This is a genomic window from Bacteroides sedimenti (genome assembly GCF_040365225.1).
Lineage (GTDB): Bacteria > Bacteroidota > Bacteroidia > Bacteroidales > Bacteroidaceae > Bacteroides > Bacteroides sedimenti.
The window spans coordinates 1147653-1166234 of record NZ_AP028055.1; the positions used below are offsets into that span (position 1 = coordinate 1147653).

Sequence of the window (18582 nt, forward strand, 5' to 3'; positions counted from 1 at the left end):
ATAAAACATGTTTTTAACTTAGTGACTCCGACAGGATTCAAACCTGTAACCTTCTGATCCGTAGTCAGATGCTCTATTCAGTTGAGCTACGGAGCCAATAAAAATAAAACATGCGTTTAAACTTTGTGACTCCGACAGGATTCAAACCTGTAACCTTCTGATCCGTAGTCAGATGCTCTATTCAGTTGAGCTACGGAGCCATTTGTTTAACGGGTGCAAAGGTACGTGCTTTGTTCCGAAATTGCAAGAGTTTTCTGTACTTTTTTTATAAAAAATTACTCAATGAAACGAGTGTTAAAGAGCAACCATCCCAGGTTCAGACCAAAATTCCAGTTCTTTGCTGGTGAACTATAATGATTTACGTATGCACTGATTGCTCCGAATGGAAGCCGGCAAACAAGTGATAATTCTGCAATATGTTGAAATCTGGAGAATGTTTTTCCATAAACAGCCTTATTAATTGCATTTCTTTTGATGGGCAAAATTGGCAAAAAGCCATAAACCTCCCCCCGAAGATGAAATACAGAGCTCAGATTATAGATAGGTCTTACACCGAAGGAAAAGTATTGGTTTGCCCTAAAAGCTTCATTGTAGGTAACCATACTATGAGGAGTGGGAGCAAATTCCCCTGCCTCTAACAATGTAGCCGTATAATTCTCAGAAAAATTTCTAGAAGAGTAGAGTGTCTTCAGATAGGTTCCCATCGTAAATGATGGAGAGATTTTATAATAGCTCTCATTCAGATAAGAAATCTGCATCCAGGAGTTTTTCTTGTTATAGCCATCATTTTCTATAGTTTCACTTCCTGCATGGAATATTTCGTTGCCAGAAAACACCTGTGCAAGCAAAATATCCCGGCTTCCTTCCGTGGAGTACTGTCTGGCATTAAGAGTGCTCCCTCCGAAGCCTATAGAGCCTCCAACGAGATTATAAACACTATTGTCGTGCTTGAAAGAATTAAAGTTAATAATGCTGGTCTGAAAATAGCGATCTGAAATCCTGGCACATCCAAAACCAAATTCCGCTTTTTTATTAGACAAGAATGGCAATGACACCTTTACTTTAAGAAAGCGCTCGTCTTTTTTACTAAAGGCAGGATTGTCTGTTCCCGAAAAGAGTTTATCGCTTTTGTAATAATCAAAAGTAGAAATAGAGGCAATAAATCTGTAAGAAGTAGGAATTTCAGTCGGGAAATCCACCTTAGCTGTCAACTGCAAATTGTTGTAGACCTTACCTAGTTGACCATCAAAAATAAATTCTTTGGAATAGTAATTAAGATCTTTGTAAGAAAGCCCTAAATAAACCTGGTTTGAGTTAGAAGAAGAGATATTACCACCAGCCCTAACTGAAAAATTATCTTCCATCTTCACCTTCAAATTCAGGTCGTAAGTCTCATCAATCGGGTTATATACTGCATGAGGGATAATCTCTGAAATTACATCATCTGACAAAAGTCGAAAATATCCTCTTTTCAAATCTTCGTAAGTAAAAACTTTATTATCCGATTGATGAAATTCCTTCTTTATATAGCTGCGTTGCTGAGCGTTTGCACCATCTATAGCAATATTTTTGAATCGCAACTCCGGCAGATTACTCTTAAAAACAAGACGACGCAAGCGAATATTATCTGCATTAACCCTTCTGTTTATACGTTTTTTGATAGAGTCCATCATATTTATAGTCTGATTATAGCCTATATCATGAAACTCTTTTAACCGATCAAAATCAAGTAACCCCACATTCTCAAACTTAAATTTCATAACAATACCTGCCGAATCAGGTAAGGAATAGTCTGTTTTTTGCATAACCATGTTCTCCATCTGACTCATTAGGTCTCTCTCATCTGGTTTAGTTGGATTAGAAGCAACAACACTACCAATGATTATATCTGGATGAAAATCATCACGCATTACATCTGTGGGAAAATTATTGTAAATGCCGCCATCATATGCCAAAACCCCATTAATTTCAATTGGCCTGAAAACAAAAGGAAAGCTCATAGAAGCGCGTACAGCATCTCCTAAATCGCCATTTTTCATTATTATCTGCCTTTTATTGTAGACATCTGAAGCTACACACCGGAATGGAATGAATAGATTATCAAAATTCCCTCCACAAAGAGCTGTTGCCCTTGCAAACAAATCGATGAAAACCAGATTCATCTGAATGGGGTCCACCATACTTGTAGGAAGAATTTGAGGCTTCACCATGCTGAGCGAATCTTTAAGCGACATTCTTATATTCACAAACTCTGGAGTCGGAGGATTCTTCTTGAAATAATACATGTAATTTTTTTCAACCTCCCCTGTATACCACATCTTAAAAGCATTGGAAGCCAATAACTGTTCCATATCATCGGGAGAGTATCCCATTGCATACAAGGAACCGATTATTGCCCCCATGGAAGTGCCGGCAATATAATCAATCGGGATATTATTTTCCTCTAATGCTCGGATTATACCTATGTGAGTCATTCCTTTAGCACCACCACCACTTAGCACAAGCCCAACCTTCTGCGCACGTGTGACAGGAATGAATATGATAGTCAGAATTAAAATAAGAAGAAGCTTTTTCATAAAATAAAATGAGAGTCTAAAGAGCCTTTTGTGTTTAATAAACATTCAAATATATAGAATAGTTTGCATATATCATTTACTAAATCCTCTTTTTATGGACAAAAAAGGGCATTGCAGTCATTTAGACCACAATGCCCTTACTATTTACCAATAAAATTGTTTATTTTACGATCAAATCAATTCAATACTTCTCTTTACAAAATTACTTAAAGCTTCACCTTTCAGCATATTGTTTTGAAGAAGTGCAAGATCAATCAGCTGACGAATAACCTTATTTGTTGCTGCATATTCGATCAGAACAGCTTCTTTCTTTCCTTTCAATTCTGTAACCTTTTTATCAAGTTCCTCTAACTCATCTTTTTCGGCTACCGGAATCTCTTCATCTTTTTTGTCTTTATGCTGTTTCTTAAGTTCATCTCTTCGCGCTTTCAACGAATCAATTTCATTTAGAACCGGCTTGATGGTTTCTGAACATTCTTTATCTTCGCCTTCAAGCACTTGTTTAACCAGCTTATGGTCAGCATTCACAACCAGGTTGAACATATCCGGCATTTCGCCATAGAAGCTCATTCCAGGTTGAAGATTAGCCATCTCTTTCATTCTACGCATGTATTCACTTTGAGTAACCATGATTGGAACTCCATTTTCGCCTAGAGATTGTGATACAATGCTGAATTCCACCTTTTCCATAGTAGGAAGTTGACTTTTGAACAAAGAAGCTAGGACTTCACTCTTCTCTTCTTCTAAAGCAGACGTTTTTTTATCTTCTTTTACGATGAGATGGTCAATAATATCGCTATCTACTCTAGTAAAACGACTCTTTTCAAGCTTCTGTTCAAGCATATTTACCATTGCAGTATCTAATTGTCCATCCAGCAATAAGACATTATATCCTTTATTTTTTGCAGCTTCGATATAGCTGTAATGCTCGTCTTTGTTATTGGCATACAGATAAATAAGATTGCCATCTTTGTCAGTTTGACTATCTTTAACAAGAGTCTTATATTCCTCGAAAGTATAAAATACACCATCAGTATCCTTCAGCAGAGCAAATTTTGCTGCTTTTTCGTAGAAATCTTCCTGAGTCAGCATTCCATAGTTGATAAAGATCTTAAGATCATCCCATTTCTCTTCAAATTCCTTACGATCATTCTTGAAGATAGCCTGCAGACGGTCGGATACCTTTTTGGAAATATGTGAAGAGATCTTTTTCACGTTAGAATCGCTTTGCAGATAAGAACGAGACACATTCAACGGAATATCTGGTGAATCAATCACACCGTGAAGCAATGTGAGAAAATCTGGAACAATTCCTTCAACAGAATCAGTTACATACACCTGATTGCAGTAAAGCTGTATTTTGTTCTTGTTAAGATCAATATTACTCTTTACTTTCGGGAAGTAAAGAATACCTGTCAGATTGAACGGATAATCCACATTCAGATGAATCCAGAAGAGAGGTTCGTCAGACATTGGATAAAGAGAACTGTAGAATTTTTTGTAATCTTCATCTTTTAGGTCAGAAGGTTTACGAGTCCACATCGGATTCGTATCATTAATTACATTATCTTCTTCAGTTTCCACTTGCTTGCCATCTTTCCACTCTTTTTTCTTTCCGAAAGCAATAGATATCGGCAGGAAGCTGCAATACTTTTTAAGCAAAGAAGTGATTCGAGATTCATCTAAGAACTCTCTGCAATCATCATCAATATGCATTATTATATCGGTACCCCGGTCAGTTTTTTCAGTTTCTTCCAAGAAATATTCTGGACTTCCATCGCAACTCCATTTTACTGCTTTCGCACCATCTTTATATGATTTGGTAATGATTTCTACTTTTTTAGAAACCATGAAAGACGAGTAGAATCCCAATCCAAAATGACCGATGATTGCATTGGCGTCGTTTTGGTACTTTTCCAGGAAATCATTCGCTCCTGAGAATGCTATTTGATTGATATATTTTTCAATCTCCTCAGCCGTTAATCCGGTACCACGATCAGAGATGGTGATTGTATCTTTTCCTAATGAAACCTTAACTGTAAGATCACCTAGTTCACCTTTAAATTCTCCAACTGAAGCATAAGTCTTTAACTTCTGTGTAGCATCAACAGCATTAGAAACTATTTCACGAAGAAAGATCTCATGATCACTATACAAGAACTTTTTAATGACGGGGAAAATATTCTCAGTGGTTACCCCAATGTTTCCTTTTTGCATATCTCAAATATATTTTAAAGTTATAATAATAATATGATTCATTTTCCAACTTTATAGACAAAAAAAATGCCAGATTAGGTATAATCTGACATTTTGACTGCTTTTTATATAAAAAGAAACGTTTAATTCTCCAATGGTTTAATAACTGTCATATTTAATTCTTCATTTCCTTCTATATAATCCACCGAAATCGTATCGCCTTCCTTAATTGAGGATGTAATAATGATTTCCGATAGTCCATCTTCCAGATAATTCTGAATAGCTCTTTTCAGCGGACGAGCACCAAACTGTACATCGTATCCTTTACTTGCCAGGAATTTTTTTGCTGCTTCGGTTACAATCAGCTTATAACCAATTGATTCTATACGATTAAAAATTCCAGCCAATTCAATATCTACAATTTTGGTAATAGCTTCCAGATTCAACTGGTCGAATGTGATAATCTCATCAATACGGTTAATAAATTCAGGCGCAAATGACTTATTCAAAGCTTTCTGAATGACACCACGTGCAAACTCCTTATCATCCAGTCGACTTTGTGTGGCAAACCCTACACCGTGACCAAATTCTTTCAACTGACGCGTTCCTATATTAGAAGTCATAATCAATACAGTATTCTTGAAATCTACAGTTTTACCATAGCTATCAGTCAACCGTCCCTCATCCATGATCTGGAGTAATATATTAAATACATCCGGATGCGCCTTCTCAATCTCATCAAGAAGAACAATTGAATAAGGTTTTCTTCTTACCCTTTCTGTAAGTTGGCCTCCCTCTTCGTAGCCAACATATCCCGGAGGAGCTCCAACTAAGCGCGAAACAGTGAATTTTTCCATATATTCACTCATATCTATCCGAATCAAGGCATCAGATGAACCAAACATATATTTTGCCAGCTCTTTGGCCAATAAGGTTTTACCTACCCCAGTTGGACCCAAGAACATAAACGTACCTATAGGACGATTGGGGTCTTTAAGTCCTACACGACTCCTGCGAATAGCCTTAACGAGTTTATCTACAGCCGAATCCTGAGCAACAACCTTTGAAAGCAGATCTTCTTTCATTCTGGCAAGCTTCATACCCTCAGCCTGCGCCATACGCTGTACAGGTATACCCGATATCATAGAAACCACTTCTGCAATTTCTTCCTCATCTACTCTTTGTCTGTTCAGTTTAATACTGGCTTCCCAATTACGTTTCATCTCTTCCAACTGATTGGCGTACTCTTTCTCTTTATCTCTGAAACTGGCTGCCAATTCATAATTCTGGAGTTTTACCGCTTCATTCTTTTTATTTTTTGTTTCATCAATCAGTTTCTCCTGATCTTCAATCTCTTTAGGCACATTAATATTAGCCAGATGCACACGTGATCCAGCTTCATCTAACGCATCAATTGCCTTATCCGGGAAATTACGATCGGTTACATAACGTTCAGTCAGTCTTACGCATGCCATTAAAGCTTCATCTGTGTAAGTTACGTTGTGATGATCTTCATATTTCTCCTTGATATTACGAAGAATCTGCAAGGTTTCTTCCGGAGTTGTAGGTTCAACCATTACCTTTTGAAAACGACGTTCTAATGCACCATCCTTTTCAATATTTTTCCTGTATTCATCGGTAGTGGTTGCCCCAATGCACTGTATTTCACCACGAGCAAGGGCTGGCTTCAACATATTTGCCGCATCCATGGAACCGGTAGCAGAACCTGCACCAACAATAGTATGAATTTCATCGATGAAAAGAATAATATTCGGATTCTTTTGTAATTCATTGAGAATGGATCGAATACGCTCCTCAAACTGTCCACGGTACTTAGTGCCAGCCACAACCGATGTCATATCAAGTGATATTACCCTTTTATCAAACAATATGCGTGATACTTTTTTCTGGGTGATTCGCAATGCAAGCCCTTCAACAATTGCCGACTTACCAACTCCGGGTTCGCCGATCAAAATCGGGTTATTCTTTTTTCTGCGGCTAAGAATCTGAGCAACACGTTCTATTTCTTTTTCACGCCCTATAATTGGATCCAGTTTGCCTTCTTCTGCCGCACGTGTCATATCTGTGCCAAAATTGTCAAGAACCGGAGTCTCATTGGAAGTTTTACGAGGAGGAGCCTGCGTCTGTTGTTTCATATTATTCGATGCATCATCCGGACGCTGCATATCATCATCCTCTTCTTCATCGTCTTCACTGAACCCTAGACCAGCATTAATATCAGGCTGCAAAGTAAGTTGTTCGAACACATTGTTATACCTGATGTTATTTTCATCCAAAACCTTCGAAACCATATTATCATTTTCTTTAAGTATTGCCAGAAGCATATGTTCTGTATCAGCTACCGGACTCTTAAGTAATCTAGCTTCCAAAATACACATTTTTAAAACTTTAGAGGCTTCTGCGGTCAGTACAATATCATCGACCATAAATCCGTTTGGACTTGCCGTTTCACGAAGTATACTCTCAATCTTACTCTTAATTTCAGGGAAATTTATATTCAGTTTGGAGAGTATCTCCACAGCTTTACCGTCACCATTTCGAAGCAGTCCAAGAAACAGATGTTCTGGACCAATGAAGCCATTATTCAATCTATTAGCTTCTTCTTTGCTATAGATTATGACTTCCGATACTTTTTGTGAGAATTGATTATCCATATATTAATTTTTCCTTTTTCTATATTATACAATGCAAAGATATATATTTTACAGCATCTTAGTTAATCTAGATGATTAAATAACAAAAGCCGTGCCATTATACAAATATAACGAAAAAAGGAGAGTTTTAGTTGCGTTCTGATAACGCTATTTTATATTTCCTGACACAAAATACATTTCATATTAAAAAGATGTACATCTGCCATCAATCCAATATAAAGAATATACCTTTTATAAATGAATATTCAAAAGATTTATTTTTGCTTTGCAATAAATTTATCTAAACGATATGTATAATGATCGTTCGTAGAAAGTTTTTAGCTGAAATCTTTTATATCTCGGGGAAAAGCATTACTTTAGCATGGTTTTTTTAAAGCCATAAATGTGTAATTAATAATATTTTTAAATGCTTGAACAAGACAGAATTATAAAAATTAACATCGAGGACGAAATGAAATCATCATACATTGACTATTCAATGTCTGTGATTGTATCACGAGCTCTTCCTGATGTTAGAGATGGATTCAAACCCGTTCACCGTAGAATACTATTTGCGATGAATGAACTTGGTAACACTTCCGATAAACCTTATAAAAAGTCTGCCAGAATCGTCGGCGAAGTCTTAGGTAAGTACCATCCCCACGGTGATTCTTCAGTATATGGGGCAATGGTGAGAATGGCCCAAGAATGGGCTATGCGTTATACCTTGGTAGATGGACAAGGGAACTTCGGTTCTGTAGACGGTGACAGCCCAGCAGCAATGCGTTATACCGAAGCACGTCTAAACAAGATTGGGGAAGAAATGATGAGAGACATCGACAAAGAGACTGTTGATTTTCAAAACAACTTCGACGATACTCTCCAAGAACCACGAGTTCTGCCAACACGCATTCCAAACCTTTTGGTAAACGGTGCATCCGGTATTGCTGTTGGTATGGCAACTAATATGCCACCTCACAATCTATCCGAAGTAATTGACGCATGCGTGGCATATCTTGAAAATAATAATATAACAATCGAAGAGCTGATGCAATATGTTAAAGCTCCCGACTTCCCGACTGGTGGATATATTTACGGTATAAGCGGCGTTCGCGAAGCTTATCTTACCGGTAGAGGAAGGGTAGTTATGCGTGCAAAAGCCAATATTGAGAGCGAAAGTACACACGATAAGATCATAGTCACAGAAATCCCTTATAATGTTAATAAAGCAGAGCTGATTAAAACTATTGCAGACTTGGTTTCAGAGAAAAGAATTGAGGGAATTTCGAATGTTAATGACGAATCTGACCGTGAAGGTATGCGTATTGTTGTGGATGTGAAAAGAGATGCCAACTCAAGTGTTGTTCTGAATAAACTGTTCAAGATGACTGCAATGCAGACATCGTTCGGTGTAAACAACATTGCATTGGTACACGGACGTCCTAAAATGCTTAATCTGTACGATCTGATTGCCAATTTCATTGAACACAGACACGATGTTGTTATACGTCGTACTCAATACGATCTAAGAAAAGCAAAAGAACGTGCTCATATTCTGGAAGGACTAATAATAGCTTCTGATAATATTGATGAAGTAATCAGAATTATCAGGGCAGCAAAAACGCCTAACGAAGCTATTGCAGGCTTAATTGCCCGTTTTAATCTTACAGAAATTCAGTCTCGCGCAATCGTTGAAATGCGTCTTCGTCAGCTGACAGGCCTGATGCAGGATCAACTTCATGCAGAATATGAAGAAATCATGAAAATGATAGCGTACTACGAGGAAATACTTGCTAACGAGGAAGTTTGTCGTCAGGTTATCAAGGACGAACTTGTTGAAGTTAAAGCCAGATTTGGCGATGTGCGTCGTTCAGAAATAGTCTATTCTTCAGAAGAGTTCAATCCAGAAGACTTCTATTCTGACGATCAGATGGTTATCACAATTTCACATATGGGATATATTAAACGCACTCCGTTGGCTGAATTCCACTCACAGAATAGAGGTGGAGTAGGGTCCAAAGGTACAGAAACCAGGGATGAGGACTTCGTGGAAAATATCTATCCAGCTACAATGCATAACACCATGATGTTCTTTACGCAGAAAGGTAAATGCTATTGGTTGAAAGTATATGAGATACCTGAAGGCACTAAAAACTCAAAAGGCCGTGCCATTCAAAACCTCTTAAATATTGATTCAGATGATAAAGTAAATGCATTTGTCCGCGTTCCAAGTCTTACTGATCAAGAATTCATCAACAATAACTATATTGTATTCTGTACAAAACGTGGTGTTATCAAGAAAACAAAGCTTGAACAATACTCACGCCCACGCCAGAATGGTATTAACGCAATTACAATTCGCGAAGACGATCAAGTTATTGAAGTCCGTATGACAAATGGCGACAATGAAATCATCATAGCTAACCGCAATGGTCGTGCCATTCGTTTCCACGAAAGCACCGTGCGTGAAATGGGCCGAACAGCAACAGGAGTTCGTGGTATGACACTTGATGGAGATGATGATGAAGTAATTGGAATGATTTGTATAAAAGACAAGGAGGCAGAATCAATCATGGTTGTTTCTGAACAAGGTTATGGAAAACGTTCAGAGATTGAGGATTACCGTTTCACTAATCGCGGAGGGAAAGGAGTTAAAACTCTGAATGTGACAGAAAAAACTGGTAAGTTGGTTGCAATCAAGTCTGTTACTGACGAAAATGACCTCATGATCATCAATAAATCAGGTATCACAATCCGCCTGAAAGTAGCAGATGTACGAATCATGGGACGTGCAACACAAGGAGTAAGACTTATCAATCTTGAGAAACGCAACGACGAAATAGGGTCTGTATGTAAAGTAATCTCAGAAAGCGAAGAAGAAACGGATCTAGAAGAAGATATAAATAACCCAGAAAATGTCAGTTCTGTAGAACAGACAAACGATGAAGAATAAAAGTTAAATAATTAATCCACAAAAGTATGAAAAAAGTATTATTTACAATTGCCTTGCTGCTGGCTGCCGGTTTTTCTTCAGCTCAGGTGAAGAACGTAAAGCAAGCTAAAAGCCTCGCAGAAGATGTGAAGCCTAACTTCGCAGAGGCACAAAAGCTGATTGATGAAGCTTTGGAAAATGCCGAAACAAAAGGTCAAGCAGACACATGGAATGTTGCCGCTTTAATTCAAAAGAAAATCAATGAAAAGGAGATTGAAAAAGCTTATTTGAGACAACCATATGATACATTGAAGTCTTATAATAGCTTATACAAAATGATGAACTATTTCCTGAAATGTGACGAATTGGAACAGGTTCCAAACGAAAAAGGAAAGGTGAAATTTAAATATAGAAAGAATAATGCAGCAACTATCATGATTGAGAGACCAAATCTAATCAATGGTGGAAGCCAATTCTATAACTTAGGAAAGAATAAAGAAGCATTAGATTTCTTTGGCATGTATGTAGACCTGGCAAAAGCACCGATGTTGGAAAAAGAAGAACTTGCTAAAAAAGACACTCTTCTTTCAATGGTTTCTTTCTATGCATGTTTGTCAGCTTCAAGAATGAATGATTATCCTAATGCTGTAAAATACGGAACTATAGCAAAGAATGACAAAACTAACGGTCAGGATGCTATGCAATTAATTGCAGAAGCATATAAGGGAATGAAAGACACCGTTAACTGGGTTCAAACTTTGAAAGAAGGGGTGCAGACATATCCTAGCAGTCCATATTTCTTCGGCTATTTAATTGATTATTATAGCAATTCAAATAAATTTGCCGATGCTATGAGTTTTGCAGATCAAATGATTGCTAAAGATCCTAAAAACGCATATTACTTATACGTTAAAGGATATTTGTACCAAAGTATGAAAAACTACGATCAGGCAATTGAATTCTATAAGAAAACAATCGAAGTAGATCCTAATAATGCTGAAGCATATTCTAACCTCGGCATTGCATACTGGAGCCAAGCTGTAGATTATGAATCTAAATTGACCCTGAATTTAAATGACCCAAAATATAAAGGTGAGCAGGCTAAGATTAAGAAGTTCTATGAAAATGCCAAACCTTTTCTTGAAAAAGCAAAAGAACTGAAGCCAAATAACAAAGAATTATGGCTGAATGGTCTTTATACTGTATATTACAAACTTGGTATCGGAGGTCCTGAATTTGATGAACTTGCTAAAGAAGTTGAAAAAGCAGGAAAGTAATTGATTCCCTGACATTATAATAAAAGCCACTTAAGAAGATCTTAAGTGGCTTTTTTATATAAGTGAGAATTAGATGAAATGAAAATCGAATAAACTATTCAATAGGAAAGAAGTAAATATAAAACGTATTTCCTATTAAACATAATACCAATTATTGATTCGTTTTAAATTGCTTATTTTTTATCGCTGATCACGAATAAAGGCGTATCTGTATGGAAAATCATCTTCATTGCAATGCTTGGATTAAATAAGCGAGCAAACATATTTCTTTTATAAGATGTAATGGTAATAACATCAATCTTGTTTTTTTGAATAAAAGCGTCAAGATTCTGTCCCAGATTATCATCCATCACAATTTCATAGAATATTTCTAGATCAGGATATTGTCTCTGGAAATAATCTTTGATTCCAGCTAATTTAATCTCATTCCAGGTATCTTTCAATGTTGCTAAATGAATCAGCGTTACTGTGAATTTAAAAGCATTAAGTCTTTGGACTAATGAATCAAAAGCAATCAAATCTCGCTGGTCAAAATTCGTGATGAAAGCAACCTTCTTTACTTCATTAAATATTTTAAAAGGCGTATTTTCAGGAACGACAAAAACAAGTGTCCGGCTTCTATCAATTACTTCTGCTGTGACACTACCAATAATATCTGCGTCTTTTTTGTTTTTTCCTCTGGTTCCCATAACAATTATGCTGGGTGAATTATTCTTTGCATACCTAAGAATTTCTTCTTCAGGAATTCCTTCTTTTAGTACGCAACTAAATTTCACATTCGGGAACTCTCCAGTATCAATTTTTGTTTTAATTTTATCTGAAAAATTATTAAGGTCTTCGTTTACTTTTTTTATTACATTTTTAATTGACTCTTCATCTGGCCCTGTGTAGCTAAACACATCATTATAAGGTATTGAAGGCATATATCTGGGAGTAAAATACACATGAAGTAGAACAACTTCATTACCAAATGTTTTCGCAAAACCAAAACCAAACTCACAAGCTTTCATTGAGTAATCAGAGAAGTCAATTGGTATAAGCACCTTGTTAGTTTTCTCTATTTCAATAGGCTTCTCCCCTATTATATCTTCAGAGAGCCAGAGATTACTTTCCGTAATCTTTAGAGCCTGTGGCAAATCGCTTTCTCTGATTCTTAAACGAACACCGGAAGACACAGCGGGTTTAATGAGGTCTACATTTTGAATGTAAGATTTTATGCCTTCCTTTTCTAATACACTTTTCAAGATCTGGGCTTTAGCATAAGTTAATATAGCTAAAGTTACTAATTTCTCTTCCATAAGACAGTCGTTTAATTGTAAAACAATAATATCCAAAGTGTAGTAAAAAAAATCCCAATTGAAATGCATCAATCAGGATTTTGAATTATCAACTAAGTATGTACCAGTTCTTCTCCGACCTCTTCCCTATGATTAATATTATGTTCCTTTAATATTTTCAAAGCGAGTTCAAGAACTGTTGTATCATCAAGCATTACCAAACCGCCATCCGGACCAGGCTCTGTATGTAATCCAACACTTTTTCCTTCCTTAAAATTACTTCCCCCGAAAAAATTACGCACAGTTTCGACATCTAAATTTAATTCGTCAGCGATCCTGTGCATACTTCCGCTTGGCAATGAATCTTTTATTTTTCTAAGTTCATTGAATGATATTGTTCTGTTCATAATATAGGAATTTGGGTTAATACTATATTTATTATAACGCTATAAACATAAACAAATCAAATGACAAAAGCAATTAATAACCTATTAATTTTTTATAAAAAATTAATCATGGAGGGAAATAAAATAACAGGAATTTACAAATATCGATAATTGAATATAATCATTCCAACTATCATTATGAAAAAGATTGTAGAAAATAAGGTGATCAGAATTAAATTGATATCTGAAACAGCATACCTGCTGTCGGTACACCTACCAAAATACGAAACTTGCTTTTCTCTATCTGTTTTTTTGGTGATGTATTTATATAAATAAAAGACAAGAAAAGCTGACACGACGCCCAAGATTGCTCCACAGATGATGTCACCAAGATAATGTACTCCTAAATAAATTCTTGAATAACAAGTTACTAAAGCCCAGATGAGGAAGGCTATAGTATATTCCCTCTTTTTAATGAGAAGAGAGGTAAAAGTGAACAGTCCAAATGTGTTTGCAGCATGGCTGGATATAAATCCAAAACGTCCTCCTCTATATCCATTCACAATATCAACCAGATACATTAACTCAGGATCTTGTGCCGGACGGAAACGTTTGAATACAGGCTTAAAAATACCTGATGATACGCGGTCACATATAAAAACAGTGACCGCTATCATCAAGATTATTAATAGAGCTTCTTTTAATTTATTATTGCGGATGATAATATACAGCAATACAATTGCCAACGGGATCCATATAATCGTACTTGTGTACACCCACATAAATCCATCCCAAAAGGTAGAGTTACTTCCATTTAATGCCAGTAACGCTTCTTTATCGTATTGTATCAGCTGCTGTATATCCATTTCTGTTATTGAGAATTTAAATGATTTCCAGATCAGTTGTTTTCACCCAACCCACATTGCCATCCTCAAGTACTATCTCTTTCCATTCTTTCATTGAGCTATCTTTAATGGTCACTTTACGGCCTTCATGGATAATAAAAAGTTCTGTTCCGCTCTCATTTGGTGTGCTCTTAACAGTCACACTTGGAGTCATTATAATTGCTTCTGCACGGTTAATCAGGCGATTTTTCTGATGTGAAGCAAATACATTTGATAATACAACAATTACAAGCAGAGCTATAGAAGCAATAAAGCCGATCTTCTTTAGAATTACTTTTTTTGAAAAAATAAAGAAATATAGACCTCCAATGAATAAAAGAAAAGATGCCACGCCCAATTTTGCCCATTGATCAGCCCCCATACAGTTAATCAATGCATTTGTCCAGCTCACGAAAAAGATTTGGGGAGCCGGATTTATCTTATCCACCGTTTTTCCACGTGCAATTTCCAAATTTGAGCGAATATCACCATCACCAGGTTTCAATAACAAAGCACGCTCATAGTTGAGAATCGCTTTTGCCATATCGTTCATCTTGTAATAGCTGTTTCCCAGGTTATAATACACATCTGCAGCCTCCCCTTTTGTACTAAGCAGAGATTCATATATCTGAATGGCGCTAGCATAGTCATTATGTGTATATGCACTATCTCCCTTCGCCTTTGTAGGATTGGCGATTCTTACGGCAGTGAAATTTCTATGTGTAGCCTTTAATGGCTGAACAGTTGCCAACGAATCCTGGGCTGAAAGATTGAATGAGCAAAGAATGCTCACAACAATAAATATAATTTTCTTCATATCACTATATCTTTCTCTGTTAGTGTTTAATAATGTTTTCCATTTTACTCACTACCTGAATGGCAGAAGCATAAACCTTATCCATCGCTTCATTTGGATCGCCTGGTGCATAACGAGCAAACTCACACTGGTTGAGTACAGACAAGAATTCTTTAGTCAATTCCGCATCAACACCATAGTTAGTAAGTTCGGACTCAACATTATCTTTGGTTAGTTTAGACACCGGAATACTCAATTTGTCGCTGAAGTATCCCCAAAGAGCTTTCAGCACCTCATCATAGAACTGTTCCTTCTTATTTTCGCTGAGCAGCTTACCTGCAACTTTCATTCTCTTTGTTGCCACTTTATTGGCTTTCTTCGTACGAACCTTTGCAACATTGGCATTCTCAACAGCCTGTTTTCTATATATGATTACAAAGGCGATAAAGAGCGCAGCAGGAATTATGTATAACAGATAATACAGGAATGAGCCATAAAGGAAGTCTCCTTTTTCTGAGAAAGTAACATCATTGGTTTTGATATAACGAATATCAGATCCCAGCACTTTTAAATCTTCCTTATTAGTAAAGTTGGCAATAACTTGGCTAGCATTTCCGGCACCTTTAGCCACCTTGATATTAAACTCCTGTGTTCTCAACGTTTTGTAGCTATTGCTGTTACTATCGAAATATGAGAATGATGCCGACGGAATCTTGTAATCGCCAGCATAACGAGGAATAGCAAGATATTCAATCACCTTACTTCCAGAAAGGCCATTTTTGGTCAACGTGAACTTATTAGTCACTTTAGGATCGTACACCTCAAAATCCTTGGGGAATTCAATCTTCGGAGTTTCGATTAGTTTTAAATTACCTACCCCTGAAATTGTTATCCGGATTGTAATGGCATCGTTTGTTTTAACGTTTTGAGAATTAACAGAAGATGACAAAGTAAAGGCTCCTACTCCACCGCAGAAATTTGCAGGTTTACCACCCGGTAAGGCTTTTACATTAACTGTAATTTGTGGTGTTATGATTGATTTCTTCACATCAACCACGTTTGATCCTCCATTGAAAAATGCATCAAACGGATCGTCGGTATGTACAGCTTTAGCCACAGATGCATCAAAACGTGCAGGGTTAATTACCAGCTTGCCTGTCTGCTGCGGGAAAAGCACAAATTGTCTGTAGATTACTGAATTATAATTTCTGCCCTTATATCGTTCCAGAGAAAACTGCTTTGTTTGCGGCAGCTCAACTTCCTGTGACTGAAATCCTTTAAAGTCTGGCAGTTTTACATTGTCGAAGCCTCTCAAATCAACCAATGTATAGATTTTATAGGTAAGCACAATTGCTTCTTGTTCATATACCGATGTTTTGTTTACAGATCCCTCAATGATGAGATCTTGTGCTGAGACCTTTGTACTTGATAAAGAACGTGAAGCAGCTTTATTTGATGATCCGCCGCCAGTCTGATCTGCCGGAAGCACTTTAATGCGCAGACTGTTCGAAGCAACGGCTTTTCCATCCGCTATAGCAGTTGCCGGTCCGATGGTAAAAGTTCCCTTCGAGCTTGCCATTACCGTATATGTATATGTAATTGAACTTACTGAAGAACCTTTGCCGTTTACATACTGAGAACTAGTCATTCTCGATTCGTACGGTCCGGCGAGCACATCAAATCCTTTCATGGACGATGCCCTGAAGCTCTTAACATTCTGCGTATTCACGGTATATGTAATTCTAAACTGATCGCCTACAGCGACCGCATCCGGTGCTTCTGCCACCAATCTGACATTATCTGCAAAAGCATTAATTCCGGGTATCAATAAAATAATGAATAAGAAAATCAGTTTCCTCATTGCTTTGTGTTTTATATCCTCTTGTTATTATTTAATTACCAGTCCTTATCCAGGTTGCGTCCCTGATTCGGAAGCCGTTTCTTCATCTTTTCCTGCAGCTGTTTTTCATCCTGCGTAGCAGCATTCAGCAGTTGCTCGGCATTTTCTTTAGACATCTGATTTTTGTTAGGCTGCGGTTTTGGTTGCTCCTTCTGCTTATCATTTTTTTTCTGATCCTGCTTTTGTTTTTCTTTATTCTTGTCCTTGTTCTTGTCTTTGTTTTTATCCTTATTTTGCTGTTCCTTCATCTGTTTCATGGCCAGTGCCAGGTTATATCTGGTTTCATCATCATTCGGATTATTTCTCAAAGACTGTTTATAAGCCTGAACTGCCTCCTGGTAATGTTTGGCTGCCTGATACAACACCCCGGCATTATGATAAATCTTTGCCAGTTTGGTTTTGTTTTTCTCAACCTGAGAAGCCGCAGTATATTGCTGCATGGCTTCTTTAAGCTTGTTTTGCTGAGACATGGCATTTCCCAAGTTGTATAAGGCTTCAGAAGAATTCGGATTGAGTTCCAGCGCTTTTCGGTAGTTTATCTCCGCCTGAACATAAAAGCTGTCTTTAAACAGCTTATTACCCTTGCGGATATAATCCCTTTCACTTCTTTGCGCAAAAGCATTTCCATTGGCCAGAAGCAAGAAAGCTAAAATAATTATATATCTAACCTGTGACATTTCTTATATCTTAAACAGTTTAATATTCTTGAATAATGGATTTTTGCGCTCCAACAGCATCAAATCAGCAATCAGCAGAAGCAGAATTAACCATGCTACCCCTTGAAACTGCTCATCGTAATCAGAATAGACGCTGCTTTCCATATCCGACTTCGCCATATCATCAATTGCGCTTATCAGCGATTTCTGGGCCGAGTTTGTATTGTCCACTCGAGCATAGATTCCTTTTCCTGCCGCAGAAAGCTCCTTGCACATTTCTTCGTTCAGTTTGGTGATAATCACATTTCCCTGTCGGTCTTTCTTAAAATTGCTTGAGCCAGGAACCGGTATAGGCGAGCCTTGTGTTGAACCAACTCCCAAGACATGTACCACGATTCCTTTCTTTTTTGCTTCTTTTACTGCTTCCACTGCTCCTGGTTCGTGGTTTTCGCCATCAGTAATCAGTACGATCGCTTTACCTACCCCTTTCTGAGGAGTAAAGCTCCGTGCAGCCAGATCGACTGCAGCACCTATTGCGGTACCCTGTCTGTTTATCAATGCAGGAGTGGTCGATTCAAGGAACATCTTGGCAGAAACAAAATCGCTGGTAATAGGAAGTTGCGTAAAAGCATCTCCAGCAAATACAATCAGTCCCACTTTGTTCTGATCAAACTCATCAACCAGTTTGGAAACAATCATTTTGGCTTTCTGCAATCTGCTTGGAACAATATCTTCAGCTAACATTGAGTTGGATATATCAAGCGCAATAATAACCTCTACTCCTTTTCTCTCCACCTTCTCAGCTTTAGTACCAAACTGAGGACGGGCCATCAGAACTATGGTCAGCGCTAATGCAGCAAAAACAAGCCAGAATTTTACGTCCGGGCGATATCTGGAAACATCGGGCATCAGTTGTGCCATCAGTTCCGGGTCGCCGAACTTTTTAATTGCTTTCCGTCTCTTAAAGTTTGAATAGATATAGAAAGCTGCGATGAACGGCAATATTATAAGCAGATATAAATATGTCGGGTCTGCAAATCGAAACATA

General features: G+C 37.3%; 12 protein-coding genes and 2 tRNA genes. 2 read left to right on the forward strand and 12 right to left on the reverse strand.

Going from position 1 to position 18582, the window contains the following annotated elements; all coding sequences use genetic code 11:
* Positions 1 to 22: 22 nt before the first annotated feature.
* From ABWU87_RS04610 to ABWU87_RS04630, 5 genes are all read right to left on the reverse strand, one after another.
* Positions 23 to 96 (reverse strand) — tRNA-Arg (locus ABWU87_RS04610).
* 30 nt (positions 97 to 126) lie between these two features.
* Positions 127 to 200: transfer RNA gene (locus tag ABWU87_RS04615), tRNA-Arg, on the reverse strand.
* Between the two features lie 75 nt (positions 201 to 275).
* Positions 276 to 2576, reverse strand: a complete 2301-nt coding sequence (locus ABWU87_RS04620) for a patatin-like phospholipase family protein (RefSeq protein WP_353333694.1) — start codon at positions 2574 to 2576, stop codon at positions 276 to 278.
* Between the two features lie 171 nt (positions 2577 to 2747).
* Positions 2748 to 4793 carry a molecular chaperone HtpG gene (gene htpG / locus ABWU87_RS04625; RefSeq protein WP_353333696.1) on the reverse strand — a complete coding sequence of 682 codons (2046 nt, stop codon included), beginning with the start codon at positions 4791 to 4793 and terminating at the stop codon, positions 2748 to 2750.
* A 122-nt stretch (positions 4794 to 4915) separates the two neighbouring features.
* A complete protein-coding gene (locus ABWU87_RS04630) occupies positions 4916 to 7447 on the reverse strand; it encodes an ATP-dependent Clp protease ATP-binding subunit (protein WP_353333698.1) in 2532 nt (843 codons plus the stop codon).
* A 406-nt stretch (positions 7448 to 7853) separates the two neighbouring features.
* Between ABWU87_RS04630 and gyrA the strand changes: the two genes are divergently transcribed.
* The gene (gene gyrA, locus ABWU87_RS04635; RefSeq protein WP_353333700.1) at positions 7854 to 10379 is read left to right on the forward strand and encodes a DNA gyrase subunit A; all 2526 of its coding nucleotides are present in this window, start codon (positions 7854 to 7856) and stop codon (positions 10377 to 10379) included.
* A gap of 26 nt (positions 10380 to 10405) precedes the next feature.
* Positions 10406 to 11635 (forward strand): tetratricopeptide repeat protein, encoded by a 1230-nt coding sequence (locus tag ABWU87_RS04640; protein WP_353333702.1) that lies wholly within the window; start codon positions 10406 to 10408, stop codon positions 11633 to 11635.
* Positions 11636 to 11808: 173 nt separating this feature from the next.
* On the opposite strand, the gene ABWU87_RS04645 is transcribed toward ABWU87_RS04640, so the two are convergent.
* The 7 genes from ABWU87_RS04645 to ABWU87_RS04675 all read right to left on the reverse strand — a co-directional run bounded on the left by ABWU87_RS04645 (position 11809) and on the right by ABWU87_RS04675 (position 18581).
* Positions 11809 to 12933 carry a universal stress protein gene (locus tag ABWU87_RS04645; protein WP_353333704.1) on the reverse strand — a complete coding sequence of 375 codons (1125 nt, stop codon included), beginning with the start codon at positions 12931 to 12933 and terminating at the stop codon, positions 11809 to 11811.
* Between the two features lie 92 nt (positions 12934 to 13025).
* Positions 13026 to 13319: a DNA-binding protein gene (locus ABWU87_RS04650; protein WP_353333706.1), complete on the reverse strand. Its 294-nt coding sequence runs from the start codon at positions 13317 to 13319 to the stop codon at positions 13026 to 13028.
* 134 nt (positions 13320 to 13453) lie between these two features.
* Entirely contained in the window at positions 13454 to 14164 is a 711-nt protein-coding gene (locus ABWU87_RS04655; protein ID WP_353333707.1) for a phosphatase PAP2 family protein, read from the reverse strand.
* A 16-nt stretch (positions 14165 to 14180) separates the two neighbouring features.
* Positions 14181 to 14999, reverse strand: a complete 819-nt coding sequence (locus ABWU87_RS04660; protein WP_353333709.1) for a tetratricopeptide repeat protein — start codon at positions 14997 to 14999, stop codon at positions 14181 to 14183.
* A 19-nt stretch (positions 15000 to 15018) separates the two neighbouring features.
* Positions 15019 to 16839: a BatD family protein gene (locus tag ABWU87_RS04665; RefSeq protein WP_353333711.1), complete on the reverse strand. Its 1821-nt coding sequence runs from the start codon at positions 16837 to 16839 to the stop codon at positions 15019 to 15021.
* A gap of 35 nt (positions 16840 to 16874) precedes the next feature.
* Positions 16875 to 17555: a tetratricopeptide repeat protein gene (locus tag ABWU87_RS04670; protein WP_353333713.1), complete on the reverse strand. Its 681-nt coding sequence runs from the start codon at positions 17553 to 17555 to the stop codon at positions 16875 to 16877.
* Positions 17556 to 17558: 3 nt separating this feature from the next.
* Positions 17559 to 18581, reverse strand: a complete 1023-nt coding sequence (locus tag ABWU87_RS04675; protein ID WP_353333714.1) for a vWA domain-containing protein — start codon at positions 18579 to 18581, stop codon at positions 17559 to 17561.
* Between the last annotated feature and the right edge of the window lies 1 nt (position 18582).

Coding starts and splice junctions, on each gene's coding strand:
- ABWU87_RS04655 (WP_353333707.1), bottom strand. CDS start 14,164: ATGGATATACAGCAGCTGATACAATACGATAAAGAAGCGTTACTGGCA.
- ABWU87_RS04630 (WP_353333698.1), bottom strand. CDS start 7,447: ATGGATAATCAATTCTCACAAAAAGTATCGGAAGTCATAATCTATAGC.
- gyrA (WP_353333700.1), top strand. CDS start 7,854: ATGCTTGAACAAGACAGAATTATAAAAATTAACATCGAGGACGAAATG.
- ABWU87_RS04665 (WP_353333711.1), bottom strand. CDS start 16,839: ATGAGGAAACTGATTTTCTTATTCATTATTTTATTGATACCCGGAATT.
- ABWU87_RS04640 (WP_353333702.1), top strand. CDS start 10,406: ATGAAAAAAGTATTATTTACAATTGCCTTGCTGCTGGCTGCCGGTTTT.
- ABWU87_RS04675 (WP_353333714.1), bottom strand. CDS start 18,581: ATGTTTCGATTTGCAGACCCGACATATTTATATCTGCTTATAATATTG.
- ABWU87_RS04660 (WP_353333709.1), bottom strand. CDS start 14,999: ATGAAGAAAATTATATTTATTGTTGTGAGCATTCTTTGCTCATTCAAT.
- htpG (WP_353333696.1), bottom strand. CDS start 4,793: ATGCAAAAAGGAAACATTGGGGTAACCACTGAGAATATTTTCCCCGTC.
- ABWU87_RS04620 (WP_353333694.1), bottom strand. CDS start 2,576: ATGAAAAAGCTTCTTCTTATTTTAATTCTGACTATCATATTCATTCCT.
- ABWU87_RS04645 (WP_353333704.1), bottom strand. CDS start 12,933: ATGGAAGAGAAATTAGTAACTTTAGCTATATTAACTTATGCTAAAGCC.
- ABWU87_RS04650 (WP_353333706.1), bottom strand. CDS start 13,319: ATGAACAGAACAATATCATTCAATGAACTTAGAAAAATAAAAGATTCA.
- ABWU87_RS04670 (WP_353333713.1), bottom strand. CDS start 17,555: ATGTCACAGGTTAGATATATAATTATTTTAGCTTTCTTGCTTCTGGCC.